We start from the raw sequence: 17,085 nt of genomic DNA, 5'->3' as shown, positions 1-17,085 counted from the left end.
TTTTTGATGGCTTTTTATTTTTAATTTACTATAATAGAAAATTCAGAAGATTCTTTCAAAAATAAACAATTCACGTTATAATAACATTTAACTTGGTGAAGAAGGGGCGAAGGAAAATGGATGTTGCAAAGGAACTGGTTTTATCGAAAAATCAATTAATTGAGTGGAGAAGGCATTTTCATAAGTATCCAGAGCTATCTTTTCAAGAAGAAAAAACGTCACAGTTTGTATTTGATATACTTCGAAAAATCCCATATTTAGAAGTTTCCAGACCTACTAAATATAGTGTAATGGCAAGGTTAATTGGTAAGCAACCTGGTAAAACTATCGCGGTTCGTGCTGACATGGATGCTCTTCCTATTCATGAAGAAAATGAGTTTGATTTTATTTCTACATATCCAGGTGTGATGCATGCATGTGGCCATGATGGACATATAGCGATATTACTTGGGGTCGTACATAAATTAGTAGAAAAAAGAGAGAAGATTAAAGGAGAGATTCGCTTTCTCTTCCAACATGCAGAAGAAAACTTTCCTGGCGGTGCAGAGGAAATGGTTGCAGCGGGTGTAATGGAAGGTGTGGATTATATTATTGGTGCCCACCTTTGGGCATCGTTACAGGTTGGTAAAATAGGTGTAATTTATGGTCCTGCAATGGCTGCCCCAGATGTTTTTAAAATTACGATAGAAGGAAAAGGTGGACATGCTGGAATCCCTCATGAAACGGTTGATAGTATTGCAATCGGTACACAAGTCGTTTCGCAACTTCAGCACATTGTATCTCGCCTCACGAATCCGTTAGATTCCCTTGTAGTATCTGTTACGCAATTTCATGCTGGGATAACCCATAATGTGATTCCAGAACAAGCGGAGATTGAAGGGACAGTGCGGAGTTTAAGACATGAGTTGCGAGAAGAAACAGAGAAAAGGATTGAACGGATTGTGAAGCATGTGACGGAATCTTACGGGGCGAAATATACATTTTCTTATGAATATGGATATCGACCAGTAGTAAATGATTATGAAGTTACAGAGATTATTGAGCAAACAGCATTACAGCTTTATGGAAGAGAGCAAGTTACTCGTTTACAGCCGACGATGGCTGGAGAAGATTTTTCAGCGTTTTTACAAAAGGCCCCAGGTACATTCTTTTTTATTGGAGCGGGAAATAACGAGAAAGGGATTATATATCCTCACCATCATCCTCGTTTTACGATTGATGAAGATGCATTACCGATTGGCGTGGAAGTCTTCGTATCATCCATTATGAATTTTATAAGTAAAGGAGAATGAGATGAAGAAAATACACGTATTAGCGCTTATTCCAGTTTTTTGTTTAGTCATTGGACCTGTATTTGCTAATTCAGTTACTCCTTACGTATTAGGAATGCCATTTTTATTGTTTTGGGTATTATTATCGGTGCTCATTACGTCTCTTTGTATGGGACTTGTATACGTATTTGATCCTGCTAATAAGGGGGATGTAAAATGATCGCATTACTTATCATTATATTATTTTTGTTTCTTGCACTATTTTTAGGAATTCGGGCGCAACATGGAAAAGATATGAGTTTAGAGCAATGGTCAGTTGGAGGAAGAGGTTTTGGCACCATTTTTGTTTTTCTTCTTATGGCAGGTGAAATTTATACGACGTTCACATTTTTAGGCGGAAGTGGATGGGCATATAGTAAAGGAGCGCCTACTTTCTATATTTTAGGTTATGGTGCGTTAGCTTATATTTTATCTTACTTTTTATTGCCGCCAGTTTGGAAGTATGCGAAAGAGCATAATCTTGTTTCGCAGCCGGATTTTTTTGTGAAGAAATATAAGAGTCAGACACTTGGCATTATCGTTTCTGTCATTGGAGTTATTTCGATTATCCCATACCTTGTTTTACAGTTAAAAGGATTAGGTATTATCGTTTCGGAAGCATCTTATGGAAGGGTATCACCAGTTATTGCAGTGTGGATTGGTGCGATTGTCATAACGATATATGTAATGGTTTCAGGCATACACGGCTCTGCTTGGACAGCCGCTTTGAAGGATATTATGATCCTGTTTATCGTGATGTTTTTAGGTATATATTTACCGTACCATTATTACGGAGGATTTCAGCCGATGTTCGAAGCGGTGGAAGCGGCGCAACCGGGATTTTTATCTTTACCCGATGAAGGAATGAGTATTTCTTGGTTTGTTTCTACTATTGTATTAACAGCTCTCGGTTTCTATATGTGGCCCCATACATTTGCTTCTGCTTTCTCTGCAAAAAATGAAAAAGTATTTAGGAAAAACGCGGCAATCATGCCTCTTTATTCTTTAGTATTGCTTTTCGTATTCTTTGCAGGTTTTGCTGCAATACTGCAAGTTCCAGGGTTAAAGGGAGGGGATGTAGACCTTTCGTTATTCCGTCTCGCTCTTCAAACCTTTGACCCATGGTTTATTGGTATTATTGGTAGCGCAGGAGTATTAACAGCATTAGTTCCAGGTTCCATGCTTGTAATGGCCGCATCTACGTTGTTAGCAAAAAACATTTACCGAACAATGGTCCCATCAGCTTCAGATAGACAAGTTGCTAAAGTTGCAAAATTATTTGTGCCTGTAGTAACGCTTGTAGCTGTTTTGTTTACTTTTAAAGGTGGAGAAACGATAGGGGCTCTTCTTTTAATGGGATACAGTATAGTAACACAACTGTTCCCTGCACTTGTATGTAGTTTGTTTCCACGTCAAATCATTACGAAGCAAGGGGCAATTGCAGGAATGGGGATTGGGTTGTTAGTGGTCGCGTATATTACTTTATCGGGTTCAACTATAGCTACGATGTTTCCGGATTCCCCTCAATATATAAAAGATTTAAATGTAGGTATAGTTGCATTGTTGATGAATATGATTGTGATGTTTATCGTTAGTGGGTTCACGAGAAATGTGTCTATAAGGACAGACAATATAATAGTAGAAAAGTAATCCGTGTACTAGAGCTATCTTTGAAAAGAGATAGCTCTTTTTTGTATATATTTTCTTTTTTTAGCGGAATCTAACTAAAAACGTGTTGAAAAGGAAGTTAGGTGGGGGAATTGTTAGAGTTAAAAAGTAACTTATTTGAAGTTATGAAAGAAATTAGGAATGAGTTAGGTTCGCCTAATGATTTAACAATTAGGGAAGTTGCCCTTGCTGGTAGTTTTACACGCTGTGCTGTTATTTTTTTATGTGGGTTAACAGATAAGGACAATGTTTATAAATATGTAGTTCGTACACTTCAATATGAAGAAGTACAAAAAGAAGAAGCTGTTGTTCAAACATTATTGGATCGTTTTATTTCTATTGCGGAAGTTGGTAAGAAGACAACGTTTCCGGATATTATAAATGCGATTTTAGCGGGAGATACAGTTATATTAATTGATAATATTCCAACCGCTATCGTGATTAATAGTAGAGCGTGGGAAAAAAGAAGTTTAGAACCGCCGGTAACAGAAGATTTAATCCGTGGACCAAGAGTTGGATTAAATGAAGATATTAATGTGAATAAAATGTTAATTCGCCGTGGTTTACGTGATCCGAAGTTACGGTTTCAATCTTATATTATGGGGAAGCGATCGCAGAAAGAAGTAACCCTAGTATATATAGAAGATATTATTAATCCTTATATTGTGAAAGAGCTAGATCGGCGTCTTCAATCAATAGAGACAGATGTCGTTTTTGAGACAGGTACGATTGAGCAATTAATTCAAGATAATAATTTGTCACCGTTTCCGCAGTTTTTGAATACAGAAAGGCCTGATAATATTGTGGCCTCATTAGCGAAAGGAAAGGCAGCTATTTTGGTGGATGGATCACCGTTTGCCCTTATAGCTCCGCTAGTATTTGTTGATATTTTTCAATCTGTGGAAGATCACTATGAGCGTTGGGTAATTGGGACTTTATTAAGAATTTTGCGGATGGGTTCGGGGATTGCTGCTGTTTTATTACCTGCCATGTACGTAGCACTTGTATCGTATCATCAAGGGCTTATTCCATCTAAATTAGCTTATTCTATTGCGGGAGCGAGAGAGGGGGTACCATTTCCGGCATATATAGAAACGTTAATGATGGCATTAACGATGGAGTTAATACGAGAAGCGGGAATTAGGTTGCCAAAACCGATGGGGCAAACAATTGGGATTGTAGGTGGTCTTGTAATTGGAGAAGCTGCGGTGAACGCAGGGATTGTAAATCCATTTTTAGTAATTATTATTGCAGTTACTGCAATTGCTACCTTTTCTCTCCCTGTATATAGCATTACAATTACGTTTCGGATTTTACTTTTCGTCTTTGTATTAGCAGCGACTGCTTTTGGGCTATATGGAATTATTTTAGCTCTTATTGCACTTGCGGTTCATATTACGAATTTGAAGAGTGTCGGGGTGCCGTACACAACGCCTATTGCTCCTGCATTTTATAAAGATTGGAAAGAAGAACTTATTCGTATGCCAAAATCGATGTTGAAAGAGAGACCGGAATATTTACAAACGAAAGACGCTACATTACGTCCAAAGGAGCGAGAGTAATTGAAACCATTTGAGTATGGCGATGAAGAGATTGGATCTCGGGAAATTGGGTTTGCGGTATCTTCAACAATTATTGGTATAGGGGCATTGTCTATGCCAAGAGATATAGCTAACCAAACTTTATTTTCAGACGGTTGGATTATTTTGCTTCTGGGTGGATTGATATGTGCAGTTTTAGGTTGGTTTGTAACGAGGGTAGCTATTTTATTCCCGAAACAAAACTTTGTTCAATATACGAGTGTGCATTTAACAAAGCCTGTTGCATACACAATTAGTAGCATTTTAGTATTAACGTTTGCTGCTTTGACAGCATATGAGTCACGAATGATTGCAATTATTTCACAAACGTATTTATTTAGTGATACACCAATACAACTACTGTCTTTCTTCTTCTTATTAGTTGTTATTTATGGAGTAGCAGGATCGAGAGCGGCTTTATTAAGGTTAAATGTTCTATTCTTGCCAATTGTTTTAATTGCGATAGTGCTTCTTTCTTTATTGAATGTGAACTTAATGGAAATAGATAATTTACTGCCGGCTTTTCAAACGAATGTCAGTCAATATGCTGTAGGAGTTAAAAATTCTATTTTTACATTCATCGGATTTGAGGTAGCTCTGTTTTATGCGGTGTTGTTAAACGATAAAACAGCGAAAAAAGCTCCAATGGCAGTTGCGAAAGCGGTGATAGTAAACGTGTTGTCATACATTTTAATTTATGTAACTTGTATTAGTGTTTTTACATATATGACAACACGTGGATTGACATATCCAACAATTGAACTAGGGAAAGAAATTGAAATTGGTGGAGGATTTTTAGAAAGATTTGATGCGATTTTTTTTACGACTTGGATTATTACTATTTATAACACGACAGCAATGTATTATGACGTCGCATCTTTATTGTTTTGTGCTATGTTTCCGAAAGTGAAGAAACATATTTTTATTTTCGTAAGTGCCCCTATTATTTTTATGGTGAATATGATACCGAGTAATTTAAATGATTTGTCAAATTACGGTACTTATTTAGCTTGGATAGATATGGGGTTTGTTGTGTTAGCGCCTTTGCTCGTTTTTATTGTATATAAAATAAAAAGAAGGAATGGTAGAAATGAAACACCTTCTTAAAATTATCATGCTTATGGTTTTAGCTGGATCTATTAGTGGGTGCTCTGAGCTAGAAGAAATAGAAGAAAGAGGATTTGTAGTAGGCGCAGCTTATGATATTGTGAAAAAAAAGAAAGCGAATCCAATTATGAAAGGGACGTATCAGATGGTACTTCCCAGTAAGCTAGCGCAGCAAGGTGGCCAAGGCGGTGGAGATAGTGAAAATTATATTAATGTTAGTGCGAAAGCAGATAGTGTCTTTGAGCAAATACGAATTATCGCCAAAAAAATTAGTCGCTCATTATTCTTTCCGCACATACAAGTGATCATTTTTTCTAAAGATTTATTATCGAATCCATATGTTTTACAAAATACGTTAGATGTATATATTCGCGATCACGAGATGAGAAGAAATATTCGTTTGTTCGTTTCTGCGAAAAATGCAGAGGCTATTTTAAAGCAGAGTGCCAAACCTGAAAATTTACCGGCGCAGTATATTGATATGTTAGCTGAGCACCCTCCGAAAAATGCCCAAATGGTTGAGGCTGCAAGAATTGGTGAAGTCCAGGAAAAGATGATTTCCAACCGAAGTTTTGTACTACCTATTCTCGAACTAACAAAACAAGGGGTACAAATGAACGGGGCAGCGTTGTTTCGTGGAAAGGATAATAAGTGTGTAGGCAGTTTGAGTGGGGAAGAAACATTAGGAATGAATTATATAATAGGTAAAAAAATTGGAGGTTTTTTTACCATTCGTAAAAAAAATCAACTTATTACATATGAAATTCATAAGTTGCATCGGAAAATTAAAGTATCTACAACGAATGTCACAAAACCAGAGTTTAATATTCACTTGTCTTTGGAAGGTACATTGGCTGAGTTACACTTTAGTGATCATAAAAAGGTTTTGAATGAAAAGCGTTTAGAGAAGGACATCTCGGAGGAAATGGAGAAACGCATCCAAAAATCGATTAAGCTTGTTCAAAAAAAATATAAGGTAGATGTATTAGAATTAGGGGAAATATATAAGCGGCATAATTATAAAGAGTGGAAAAAGATAAGTAAGAATTGGGATCAAGGCGAAAATTACTTTAGTAATGCTAAAATTACTGTTCATGTTCATCCGACAATTGAACATTCTGGTTCAGCTTTACCCAAAAGAGTGAAATAAGGTGATGGAAGTTGTTTACTGGATTAGGAATTAGTTGCACGATATTAATGGCGGTTCTTCCGGGAACCATATACTTTATTCATAAGAAACTTACAACGTATGGAGCACAGCCTTGGAATACTGATGCACAAAAAAAGAAACCTAAATAAATTCAGGTTTCTTTCGTGCAAAGCAAATGAAGGGGGATACCTTCTATGTATGCTTTGCTTTTATACAAGCCCTAACCAATGTACCAATTGTGTAGAGAGGAATGTCACAACAATGGCGATAACGGTAGGGATTGCAAACGATAAGAATGTCCATTTTGCACTTTTTGTTTCTTTATATATGTTAACCAGTGTTGTTCCACATGGGAAATGAAGAAGTGAGAACAACATTGTGTTTAACGCTGTTAACCAAGTCCAACCATTTTCTAAGAATAGATTTTTAATTTGATTAAAATCGTCTATTTCAGTTAAAGCTCCAGTTGATAAATAAGACATTAATAAAATAGGGATAACAATTTCATTCGCTGGTAGTCCAAGAATGAACGCAGCTAGAATAAATCCATCAAGTCCTAACATTTTAGCGAACGGATCTAGGAAGTTTACAAAATACATAAGTAAGCTTGTGTCACCGATGAAAATATTAGCTAGTAACCAAGTTAATGCAGCCGCAGGGGCAGCTACAACGATAGCTCGTTTTAAAACATAAATTGATTTATCGAGTGTTGCACGTACAATTGTATTCCAAACTTTTGGCTTACGGTACGGTGGTAACTCAAGAGTGTAGTGAGTTGGTACACCTTTTAAAGCTGTTTTTGATAGTACCCAAGAAACAGTTAATGTCATAATAACACCAATTACAACCATTCCAACTACAACGCCAGCAGTAACTAATGTTTGCATACTACCTGTATAACCAGCAGCCATAAATAATGAAGCCATTAAAATTAACATAGGCCAGCGACCGTTACAAGGAACGAAGTTGTTTGTTAAGATTGCAAGCATACGTTCACGTGGTGATTCAATAATACGCGTTGACATAATAGCGGCTGCATTACAACCAAATCCCATTGCCATTGTTAAAGATTGTTTGCCATGTGCACCGGAGCGTTTGAATAAGCGATCCATATTAAAAGCGACACGTGGTAAATATCCGTAGTTTTCTAATAGTGCGAACATAGGGAAAAAGATTGCCATAGGTGGTAACATAACGCTAATAACAGCACCGATACCACGGAATAAACCAAGTATTAAAATGCCATGTAGCCATTCGGGTGCATGTGCTGCCTGGAACCAAGATGTTAAATATCCTTCGGCCCATCCGAAACACTCAGCAATCATATCAGATGGTACGTTAGCGCCTGCAATTGTAAGATAAAAAATAATAGATAAAATACCGAGCATAATTGGAAATCCCCAGATTGGAGATGTGAAAATTTTATCTAGTTTTTCAGAACGATACAATTTATCAGTATTTGTATATTGGACAGACTCTTTACATATGCTTGCAGATGTTCGATAAATATCTCCGACAATATCATCTCGTATATCTTGTTTTGAGAGTGCTTGTGCATGTTGAATAATATAGTCTAATGGAAGAGCTTTACTGGCTGAGTGAGATTCCATTCATTACGACCTCCCTTACAAGTGGTTCATTATGGTGTTTTTGAAGTGTAGTTAAGAAATTTTTATCTCCATCTAATATACGTAACGCAATCCAACGTGCTGGATACGTATCACCGAACACTTTGTAAATTTGTGGTTCTAATTCCTGAATCATATTTTCGATTTTTTCACTGTAAGAAATTTTAATTGGTGTTGGAATTAATTTTTTATTTGCTACTTTAGCGATAACACTTAGCAAATGCCCAATACCTACTCGGTTACGAGCAGAAATCTTAACTACAGGTACACCGAGCGATTTTGCTAATTTCTTTTCATCAATAACGATGCCTTTTTTCTCCGCTTCATCAATTAAATTAATACAAATGACTACATTGCTTGTCATTTCCATCACTTGGAGGGCTAAATTTAAATTTCTTTCCATTGCAGTTGCATCTATAACAACTACAGTTACTTCTGGTTTTTCAAATATAATATAATCTCTCGCTACTTCTTCATCCGCAGAATTTGAATATAGTGAGTAAGTTCCAGGTAAATCTATTAATGTATATTTACTTCCGTTATGTTCATATTCCCCTTCAGCTTTTAAAACAGTTTTTCCCGTCCAGTTTCCAGTGTGTTGTTTTAAGCCTGTTAAAGTATTAAATAATGTACTTTTCCCGGTGTTCGGGTTGCCAGCTAAAGCAATACGATGTTTGCTCATCTGAAATCATCTCCTATTAATACCCCGAAAATAAGGGAACTTTCTTCCTTACGTAGTGCAATAGTTGTATTGCTTACTTGATAAGCGACCGGATCTCCAAGTGGACTGCGTTGTAATACTTTAATCGTTGCCCCAGGGATAAATCCTAAATCTAATAAACGTCGTTTCATAGTTCCTTCTAATTGTATCTTCTCAATTTGTACAAACTCTCCTGTCTTAAATTCGGAAAGTGGTTTTGTATTAGCCGATACCATAAAAGTTACCTCATCTCTATATTGTTAGTTTAAGTTTAAAAAGTTTCCTTAGGTAAACTTTTTGTTAGTAATATAGTAGACTACATTGAATGATGCTGTCAATTGGTACTTTAAAAATATTCATTTATTTTTAGAATTGTTCCAATTTATTTAGTTGTACTAAAAAATATTACTGAAATTCTGTTGAATGTAAATAAAGTAAGAGTGTAAAAGTTAAAAGATACAATGGATTTGTAAATGTATTTTTAATTAAAAGGGGAAAAGAGCGAAAAACATTTACATTGAATTTACATTGTTAAGAATAAATTTACATTACAGCTTAATTCGTGTGGATTTTGTTGGAATCTTTAACTATAAATGTTGGGATTCCTAGCTTTTAAGGATTATTATCGTCATTTACTTAAAATTAAAAATTGCTTAACACTCACATAATATTGTTGTCCTACAATGAATTTGTGTTCGAAAGAAAATGAATTCGAAAAGTGATAATCCAAATGGGGGTACAAGACATGGTTATGAAAAAAGGTATTAAATTTTCTTTAGCGGCTTTAGTGGTGGCAGGAGCGTTAGTTGGATGTGGGAAAGCAGATGATACAGCTAGTAAAGAAACTGCTAAAGGAAGCGATAATACAAAACAAGAATTATCAGGTACGATTGCAGCAGCTGGTTCTACAGCTCTTCTACCTCTTGCGGAGGAAGCTGGAAAGAAATTCATGGAGAAAAATTCAAAAGTTTCTATTCAAGTGCAGGGTGGCGGTAGTGGAACTGGGATTAACCAAGTAGCATCGGGTGCAGTACAAATTGGTAATTCAGATGTTCCGTCGGGAGATAAAATAAAAGATGCTGAAAAAGCGAAAGAATTAGTAGATAACAAGGTTGCGGGTATTGCATTCGCACTTGTCGTAAATAAAGATGTAAAAGTTGATAACTTAACAGTGCAACAAGTACAAGATATCTTCACTGGGAAAGTAACAAACTGGAAAGAGGTAGGCGGGAAAGATGAAAAAATCAACGTAATTAACCGTCCGGCTTCATCTGGTACACGTGCTACATTTGAAAAGACAGTTATGAAAGAAGCGAAAATTAATGATGGAACTGGTACAACACAAGATTCTAACGGTGCAGTAGAGCAAGCGATCAATTCTACTCCAGGTTCAGTAAGTTATTTAGCAATGTCTTACATGGTTGGCGATAAAAAAGGTGCGCTACAAACAGTGAAAATTGATGGTTCTGAACCAAAAGTTGAAAATATTTCGTCTGGTAAATATCCATTCTGGTCTTACGAGTACATGGTAACAAAAGGTGAAGCGAAAGAAGCAACGAAAGCTTACATTGATTATGTAAAAGGCAAAGACTTTGAAAAGCAAGTAGAAGATATGGGTTACATCCCAATGTCTAAATTAAATAAGTAATAAATTTTTATGGGGCTGGCTGCAAGGCCAGTCCTGTTCATTTCAATCTATGAAGTGGGGTCTGACCTGTGATGAAGGGGAAAAAACAAATTAATTACGTAAAAAGTGAATATATAGGAAGATCGCTTGTTACGTTTTGTGGTATTTTTATTGTTTTAATTACATTAGCTATTATTGCGTTTATTTGCGGTAAAGGTATTCAATCTTTTACACAAAGTGGTATTTCATTTACTGAAATGTTAACATCGACAAAATGGAATCCAAATGCTGACGAAGGAACCTTCGGGGCTTTGATTTTCATTGTAGGTTCAACGGTGGTTTCATTAGGTGCGGTTATTATTAGTGCGCCAATTGCTATAGCTCTTGCTATATTCATGAATTTAATTTCGCCGAAGTTTGGAAATAAAGTATTGAAGCCCGTTTTAGAATTATTAGTTGGTATTCCGTCGGTTGTATACGGATTATTAGGGGTTACGATTTTAGTGCCGCTATTACGTGATTCGTTCGGGGGAGTGGGATTTAGTCTAATTGCGGGTATTGTTGTATTAAGTATTATGATTTTACCTACTATTGCTAGTATCGCTTCTGATGCAATACGCTCTGTTCCATTTGATTATTTAGAAGCTTCTTATGGTCTAGGATCAACGAAATGGCAAGCGGTTAGCCGAGTGATTGTTCCTGCTGCGAAAAAAGGGATTTTAACAGGTGTTGTTTTAGGTTTAGCGCGTGCTTTTGGTGAAGCATTAGCGGTTCAAATGGTAATCGGGAACACAATTAAATTACCAGAAGGAATATATAGCCCGACAGCGACGTTAACTGGTATTTTGACAATGGACATGACAAATACATTAAACGGAACTGCTTGGAATAATGCGCTATGGACTTTAGCAATGATTTTACTTGTTATTTCATTCCTGTTTATTTTAGTAATTCGAGCGATTGGGCAAAGAGGTGAGCGATAATAATGAATGCAAGAACGGTAAATAAAATTTGGACAGGTATCTTTTATGCAGTTGCAGCTTTAGTTGTAGCTCTGCTAGTATTCTTAGTGTTTGAAATTCTGCAAAAGGGATGGGGATTTTGGGATCCTAATTTCTTGTTTGGAGAACCAAGTAATACAAGAGCTGGTGGTGGGATTGGTCCACAGTTATTCAATTCCTTCTACATGCTTGTTATAACGCTTGTTATATCTATTCCTCTTGGGTTAGGTGCTGGAATATATTTAGCAGAGTACGCAAAACAAGGGCGCTTTTTAAATTTTGTTCGTTTATGTATTGAGACAATGGCGTCTTTACCTTCGATTGTTGTTGGTTTATTCGGTTTGTTAGTGTTCGTTACCATGACAGGTTGGGGATACACAGTAATGGGCGGTGCTCTTGCTTTAACAATTTTAAACTTACCAGGTTTAACACGTGTTTGTGAAAATGCGATTTCAGAAGTGCCTCATAATGTAAAAGAGGCGAGTCTTGGATTAGGTGCAACGAAATGGCAAACAATTGCTCGTATTATTATTCCGTCGTCATTACCGCAAATTATTACAGGTATTATTTTAGCGGCGGGTCGTATATTTGGTGAAGCGGCAGCGTTAATTTACACAGCGGGTTTAACATCCCCGATTTTAAATTCAGCAGCGGACTTCTCAAGTCCTGCGCATCCTTTAAATCCATTTAGACCAGCTGAAACGTTAGCGGTTCACATTTGGAAGTTAAATTCTGAAGGAGTTATTCCGGATGCAAAGTTGATTGCGACAAAATCTGCAGCTGTATTAATTATTATGGTATTACTATTCAATGTTATTTCACGCTTGGTAGCATCTATATTGCACAAGCGTTTTACAGGAACGAAAAGAAAAAATAAAACGACGAAGAAAGCAAAAGCGGCATAAATTATAAAGAGGAACTCTCTACTTATAAGTAGAGAGTTCTTTTTGTATTTTAATATAGAAGGAATGGATGTAATGATTGTTGAAGTTGTAATTGATTATATAGATGAATAGGTACAGGTGAGAGGAGAAGTTAATTTGTTTTTTCTGCAAATGTCAGGTTTTCCTGGATCGGGAAAATCGACAGTTTCTAAGTATATAGCGAAGTTAACGGGTGCTGTAATTGTAAATCATGACGTTTTGAAATCGGCATTGTTACAATCATTAGAAATGAAAGGGATTGAATCGACAATTGTTGGAGGAGTATCATACGATGTTGAATGGGCATTGATTGATTCTTATTTAGAACAAGGGCATAGTGTTATATTGGATAGTCCATGTTTATATGAAGGGATGGTTGAAAAAGGAATGAAACTGTCTAATAAACATGATGTGAAATATAAATATATTGAATGCTATCTTAATGATATGGAGGAGATTAATAATAGGTTACAAACACGTAAACGTATGATCAGTCAGATTGGAAAAGTCGATTCGGAAGTAGCTTTTAAAAAGTGGTTAGATGGTAGTAAAAGACCTTTAAATAGTGAATGTCTTATTGTAGATTCTGGTAAACCTCTAGAGCGATATGCTCAAAAAATGATGGATTATATGAGTAAGTAGAGAAAAGGCGTTATCTTCGTTCTTGAAGATAACGCCTTTTTCTTTAAATATCAGGTGTTTCTGTGGAAGTGCTTATCTTTCTACGAGAGCGTCTTTTTCTCCCGATTTTATCTAATAGTTCATACATAACTGGAACGACTACTAACGTAAGGACGGTTGAGACTGCTAAACCACCGATGACAACGACGGCAAGACTTTTTGATACCATGCTTCCTGCTTGCGATTGACCAAATAGGAGAGGAAGCATAGCGACGATTGTCGTTATAGCTGTCATAATAATTGGACGTAATCTAGTGGATCCCGCTTCTAGTAAGGCATCTCTTGTTTCCATTCCGTGTTCCCGATTTTGTTGCACTCTTTCTATTAATACAATAGCGTTTGTAACGACAATACCGATTAACATTAATGCGCCGATCAAGGAATTTACATCAACGGGTGTTCCTGAAATGATTAATCCTAAAATACCGCCAACAGCAGCTAATGGCAGGGAGAACAAAATTGCAAAAGGAGCGCGTGCCTGTCCGAAGGTGATAACCATAATTAAATATACAATCCCGATTGCAATCCCCATAATTTTGAATAAATCTGTGAAGTTCTCTTGCATAGATTCAGTTGCACCTGCAATAGTTACTTTTGCGCCGCTAGGTAAGTCTAAGTTAGCTATCGTTTCGTTTACTTCTGTGCTTACTTTACTTAAATCTTCATTTGAGGCCTCAGCAGTAATTTGAATCGTTTCTTTTCCGTCTTTATGGAAGACTTCTGTTTGAAGTTGCTTTTCTGAAATAGTCGCAATGTCTTTTAAAGGAATTGGTCCATTGCTAGGTGATAGTATGTTTGTATTTAAAATGTCTTCTTGTTTAGTGATGTTTTCTTTTTTGTGTTCTATTATAATAGTTGTTTTTTCATTATTGATTGAAACTTCACCAATAGGTGATTTCTTCATAAGGAATGCTACTTGTTGTGCTGCTAATTCTGGTGTTAAGCCTAGTTGTTCGGCCTTTGTTTGATCAACATGGATTTGCCATTCTTTCTTAGAGTCTTCTAAATTTGTTTTTACTTTAGAGAGAGCAGTCATATCTTTTAGTTTTGTTTCGACGATAGTAGCAGCCTCTTTTAAATTCGTTTCGTTAGTAGCTGTTACGTTGAATTGCAAATTGTTGCCACCACCAGAGCTTGAATAACTCGTTTTTATATAATCTAGTTCAGCAGGCTCAAAAGCTTTATGTTCTTTCTTTAACTCTTTAATATATTGATCAATATCAGAGCCTTTCTTGAAGACTACAAATATACTGGCAAGATTATTTTTTGTCGTTTGCCCCCATTGTGCATCTTCTGCGCTAGATCCCATTCGTAAAATAACATCCGTTACATCCGAATTAGAAAGTAATTTCTTTTCGAAATCGAAGGCTTTTTGTTTTTGCGTTTCAGGAGCGTAATCAGCTGGGAAAGTCATATTAATAGATAACATTGTGTCGTCTTCAGATTTTATGTTCGCTTTCGGTAGTAATACATAGGCTGCAATCGATCCTGCGAATAATAAAAAAGCAGTAAGTAGAATAATGAATTTATGCGAAAGAGCCCACTTTAATGTAGCGACATATCGTGGTGAAGAACTTGGCTTTTTGTGCTTTGTTTTTTTGAGTAGTAAAAAAGCCATAAGTGGAACAACTGTTAGTGCAACGATTAAGGACGATAGTATAGAATATACAACTGCTAATACCATAGGTAACATTAATTTTCCGATTACTCCTGATACGAGGCCAATAGGTAAGAAAACAGCGACTGTTGTTAAAGTAGAAGAAGTAATTGCGACGGCGACCTCTTTCGTTGCATCAAGAATAATATCTTTAGAGAAAGATTCTTTTTGTAAACGACGGAAAATATTCTCGATGACAACGATACTATCATCAACGAGACGTCCAACTGCAACTGCTAAACCACCAAGCGTTAAGGTGTTAAGTGTGATGTTAGATTGGTGTAGTAAAAAGAGTGTTAATAAAATAGATAATGGAATACTGACAACGGCGATGAGTGTCGTTCGGAAGTTACGCAAAAAGATTAAGATAATTAGAGTTGCAGCAATTGCTCCAAGAATTACTTCTTTGCCCATGCTAGTAACAGCATTTTCAACTTGCTCATGAGTTGAGGCTAAAAGTTTAATAGAAAACTGATCTTTATATTGTTTACTTATATCTTTGATTTTCTTATCGATTTCCTTTCCGATTGTAACTGCATTTTTACTTGGCTCTTTCATGATGATCAATCCGGTTCCTTCTTCTCCGTTTATATGCGAGATTGTATCGTAGTGTTGTTTAAGTTCGATTTGAGCCACATCTTGCAATTTTACTTGAGGTGCAACGGTTATGTTTTTAATATCATCTACATTTTTTATATCCCCAATGACACGAAGGTTATATTCTTCTTTATTAACGGTAATTGCTCCAGCTGGAGTGGAAGTTTCTTTTCCTTGTAAAACTTTTAATATTTGTTCTGTTGTTACGTTTTTATCTTTTAATTGGTTTGGGTCTAGTATGATAGATAATTCAGAGGCTGATTTTCCGAAAAACATAACGTTGGCAACACCATCAATGTTTTCGAGTTGTGGTACGATTTCTTTTTCGATTTGTTTTTCATCTGCTTTTGAAAATCCGTTTTGCTTCTGGATAGCAATTTGAGCGAGTGGAATCATAGAAGTATTTAATTGGCTAACTATGGGTTTCGTTGCATCTTTAGGTAATTTAATTGTGTTAATGGCCTTTTCAACCTCGCGTGCCGCGTCTTTCATGTTTGCTTTGGATGTATACGCGATATCGATACGTGATAATCCCTCGTGCGTAGAAGAGGTGATGCTGTCGATGTGTTCTAAATTGCGAAATTGTTTTTCGAGGGGATCAGTTACTTCTTTTGTCATCGCTTCAGCATCGAGTCCTTGAGATAAGGTTGTGACAGTGACTGCTGGATTATCGATGCTTGGTAAAAATTCCATAGGTAATTTAGATCCGGAATAAACGCCAAGTACGGAAATGAGAAAAACCATGATGATAACAGCGGCGCGGTTTTTTAATGAAAACTTTGTTAACCTATCCATAAAGTAATTCCTCCATTGGTTTATTTATAGTTGAGTACGTCCTTTCTTACTATATAACAAAAAATGGATATCTTTCATTAATTAAATGTAAAAAAATTCTAACAATAATCTTAAGTTAATGTTTTTGTTGGAATTTCGTTATTTATTCCGCTATTCGCCGAGCGATAAGATTATTACCTAATCGAGCTGTCTGTAAACAACCGATTCGTTCAATTAATAGTTTGTGTGGAGGAACAAAACTAAAAATCGGCATGTTTGCTTTATGTAGGAAGTGGTGAATCTATTTTTTAAAAGGTTGGATTGATTTGTTTTGTATATTGTTAGTCTATAGAGAAGTAAATGATCAAGGCTTTAATATAGAAGAGAATGAAAAGCTAGGAAGGGGTTATGAAATACAGTTTGGTTAACTAGAGTGTATTGGTATGCAATTTAAATAGCTGTTTTCCATAGATGGGATGAGGTGTCTCTATATAGAAGAAAGTAGGATGGATATTTTTTTGTTTTTTTTAAAAAACACTTGTTATTTAAAAATCATGATGGTATATTAATAAACGTCGCTGATGCGGAAACGCAGAAAACGACAAAAAAGAAATTTTAAAACTTAGTTGACATCAAAAAACGAAGATGTTAATATGATGAAGTCGCTTCTGGAGCGGCAGAC

Annotated in this window: 15 protein-coding genes; 11 read left to right on the top strand and 4 right to left on the bottom strand. The window is 36.1% G+C overall.

Going from position 1 to position 17,085, the window contains the following annotated elements:
• Positions 1–116: 116 nt before the first annotated feature.
• The 7 genes from ILS93_RS24375 to ILS93_RS24345 all read left to right on the top strand — a co-directional run bounded on the left by ILS93_RS24375 (position 117) and on the right by ILS93_RS24345 (position 6,964).
• On the top strand, positions 117–1,292 hold the full coding sequence (locus tag ILS93_RS24375) for an amidohydrolase (RefSeq protein WP_222661556.1): 1,176 nt from the start codon (positions 117–119) through the stop codon (positions 1,290–1,292).
• Position 1,293: 1 nt separating this feature from the next.
• The gene (locus ILS93_RS24370; RefSeq protein WP_087983279.1) at positions 1,294–1,491 is read left to right on the top strand and encodes a DUF3311 domain-containing protein; all 198 of its coding nucleotides are present in this window, start codon (positions 1,294–1,296) and stop codon (positions 1,489–1,491) included.
• Positions 1,488–2,960 carry a sodium:solute symporter family protein gene (locus ILS93_RS24365; RefSeq protein ID WP_222661555.1) on the top strand — a complete coding sequence of 491 codons (1,473 nt, stop codon included), beginning with the start codon at positions 1,488–1,490 and terminating at the stop codon, positions 2,958–2,960. Before ILS93_RS24370 ends, ILS93_RS24365 begins: the two co-directional genes overlap by 4 nt.
• Before the next feature lie 101 nt (positions 2,961–3,061).
• Positions 3,062–4,540 carry a spore germination protein GerLA gene (gene gerLA, locus ILS93_RS24360; RefSeq protein ID WP_222661554.1) on the top strand — a complete coding sequence of 493 codons (1,479 nt, stop codon included), beginning with the start codon at positions 3,062–3,064 and terminating at the stop codon, positions 4,538–4,540.
• Positions 4,541–5,665, top strand: a complete 1,125-nt coding sequence (gene gerLB, locus ILS93_RS24355) for a spore germination protein GerLB (protein ID WP_098275262.1) — start codon at positions 4,541–4,543, stop codon at positions 5,663–5,665.
• A complete protein-coding gene (gerLC, locus tag ILS93_RS24350) occupies positions 5,649–6,815 on the top strand; it encodes a spore germination protein GerLC (protein WP_222661553.1) in 1,167 nt (388 codons plus the stop codon). Before gerLB ends, gerLC begins: the two co-directional genes overlap by 17 nt.
• Before the next feature lie 11 nt (positions 6,816–6,826).
• Positions 6,827–6,964, top strand: a complete 138-nt coding sequence (locus ILS93_RS24345; protein WP_000493996.1) for a hypothetical protein — start codon at positions 6,827–6,829, stop codon at positions 6,962–6,964.
• A gap of 60 nt (positions 6,965–7,024) precedes the next feature.
• Here the strand turns inward: ILS93_RS24345 and ILS93_RS24340 are convergent, their stop codons facing one another.
• The 3 genes from ILS93_RS24340 to ILS93_RS24330 are packed head-to-tail and all read right to left on the bottom strand — an operon-like array spanning position 7,025 to position 9,379.
• The gene (locus ILS93_RS24340) at positions 7,025–8,425 is read right to left on the bottom strand and encodes a nucleoside recognition domain-containing protein (RefSeq protein ID WP_222661552.1); all 1,401 of its coding nucleotides are present in this window, start codon (positions 8,423–8,425) and stop codon (positions 7,025–7,027) included.
• Positions 8,403–9,125 (bottom strand): FeoB small GTPase domain-containing protein, encoded by a 723-nt coding sequence (locus tag ILS93_RS24335; RefSeq protein WP_046953769.1) that lies wholly within the window; start codon positions 9,123–9,125, stop codon positions 8,403–8,405. The genes ILS93_RS24340 and ILS93_RS24335 overlap by 23 nt, the downstream gene beginning before the upstream one ends.
• A complete protein-coding gene (locus ILS93_RS24330) occupies positions 9,122–9,379 on the bottom strand; it encodes a FeoA family protein (protein ID WP_000252989.1) in 258 nt (85 codons plus the stop codon). The genes ILS93_RS24335 and ILS93_RS24330 overlap by 4 nt, the downstream gene beginning before the upstream one ends.
• 509 nt (positions 9,380–9,888) lie before the next feature.
• Here ILS93_RS24330 and ILS93_RS24325 point away from each other — a divergent pair.
• The 4 genes from ILS93_RS24325 to ILS93_RS24310 all read left to right on the top strand — a co-directional run bounded on the left by ILS93_RS24325 (position 9,889) and on the right by ILS93_RS24310 (position 13,336).
• Positions 9,889–10,791 (top strand): phosphate ABC transporter substrate-binding protein PstS family protein, encoded by a 903-nt coding sequence (locus ILS93_RS24325; protein WP_000245097.1) that lies wholly within the window; start codon positions 9,889–9,891, stop codon positions 10,789–10,791.
• Between the two features lie 71 nt (positions 10,792–10,862).
• Positions 10,863–11,753: a phosphate ABC transporter permease subunit PstC gene (gene pstC / locus ILS93_RS24320; RefSeq protein WP_000676675.1), complete on the top strand. Its 891-nt coding sequence runs from the start codon at positions 10,863–10,865 to the stop codon at positions 11,751–11,753.
• 2 nt (positions 11,754–11,755) lie between these two features.
• Positions 11,756–12,676: a phosphate ABC transporter permease PstA gene (gene pstA, locus ILS93_RS24315; protein WP_098275264.1), complete on the top strand. Its 921-nt coding sequence runs from the start codon at positions 11,756–11,758 to the stop codon at positions 12,674–12,676.
• Between the two features lie 135 nt (positions 12,677–12,811).
• Entirely contained in the window at positions 12,812–13,336 is a 525-nt protein-coding gene (locus tag ILS93_RS24310) for a P-loop nucleotide/nucleoside kinase family protein (RefSeq protein ID WP_098849865.1), read from the top strand.
• A 43-nt stretch (positions 13,337–13,379) separates the two neighbouring features.
• Here ILS93_RS24310 and ILS93_RS24305 read toward each other — a convergent pair whose 3' ends face one another.
• The gene (locus tag ILS93_RS24305; RefSeq protein WP_222661551.1) at positions 13,380–16,424 is read right to left on the bottom strand and encodes an efflux RND transporter permease subunit; all 3,045 of its coding nucleotides are present in this window, start codon (positions 16,422–16,424) and stop codon (positions 13,380–13,382) included.
• Between the last annotated feature and the right edge of the window lie 661 nt (positions 16,425–17,085).

It is taken from the genome of Bacillus sp. 16GRE42 (genome assembly GCF_019837435.1).
In the GTDB taxonomy this organism is placed as follows: domain Bacteria; phylum Bacillota; class Bacilli; order Bacillales; family Bacillaceae_G; genus Bacillus_A; species Bacillus_A wiedmannii.
This window is presented reverse-complemented; position numbering and strand designations above follow the sequence as displayed.

What these genes read in the sequence shown, in the direction of transcription:
- ILS93_RS24375 (WP_222661556.1), top strand. Translation starts at nt 117, where the DNA reads ATGGATGTTGCAAAGGAACTGGTTTTATCGAAAAATCAATTAATTGAG.
- ILS93_RS24330 (WP_000252989.1), bottom strand. Translation starts at nt 9,379, where the DNA reads ATGGTATCGGCTAATACAAAACCACTTTCCGAATTTAAGACAGGAGAG.
- pstA (WP_098275264.1), top strand. Translation starts at nt 11,756, where the DNA reads ATGAATGCAAGAACGGTAAATAAAATTTGGACAGGTATCTTTTATGCA.
- ILS93_RS24335 (WP_046953769.1), bottom strand. Translation starts at nt 9,125, where the DNA reads ATGAGCAAACATCGTATTGCTTTAGCTGGCAACCCGAACACCGGGAAA.
- ILS93_RS24340 (WP_222661552.1), bottom strand. Translation starts at nt 8,425, where the DNA reads ATGGAATCTCACTCAGCCAGTAAAGCTCTTCCATTAGACTATATTATT.
- ILS93_RS24325 (WP_000245097.1), top strand. Translation starts at nt 9,889, where the DNA reads ATGGTTATGAAAAAAGGTATTAAATTTTCTTTAGCGGCTTTAGTGGTG.
- ILS93_RS24305 (WP_222661551.1), bottom strand. Translation starts at nt 16,424, where the DNA reads ATGGATAGGTTAACAAAGTTTTCATTAAAAAACCGCGCCGCTGTTATC.
- ILS93_RS24365 (WP_222661555.1), top strand. Translation starts at nt 1,488, where the DNA reads ATGATCGCATTACTTATCATTATATTATTTTTGTTTCTTGCACTATTT.
- pstC (WP_000676675.1), top strand. Translation starts at nt 10,863, where the DNA reads ATGAAGGGGAAAAAACAAATTAATTACGTAAAAAGTGAATATATAGGA.
- gerLC (WP_222661553.1), top strand. Translation starts at nt 5,649, where the DNA reads ATGAAACACCTTCTTAAAATTATCATGCTTATGGTTTTAGCTGGATCT.
- ILS93_RS24370 (WP_087983279.1), top strand. Translation starts at nt 1,294, where the DNA reads ATGAAGAAAATACACGTATTAGCGCTTATTCCAGTTTTTTGTTTAGTC.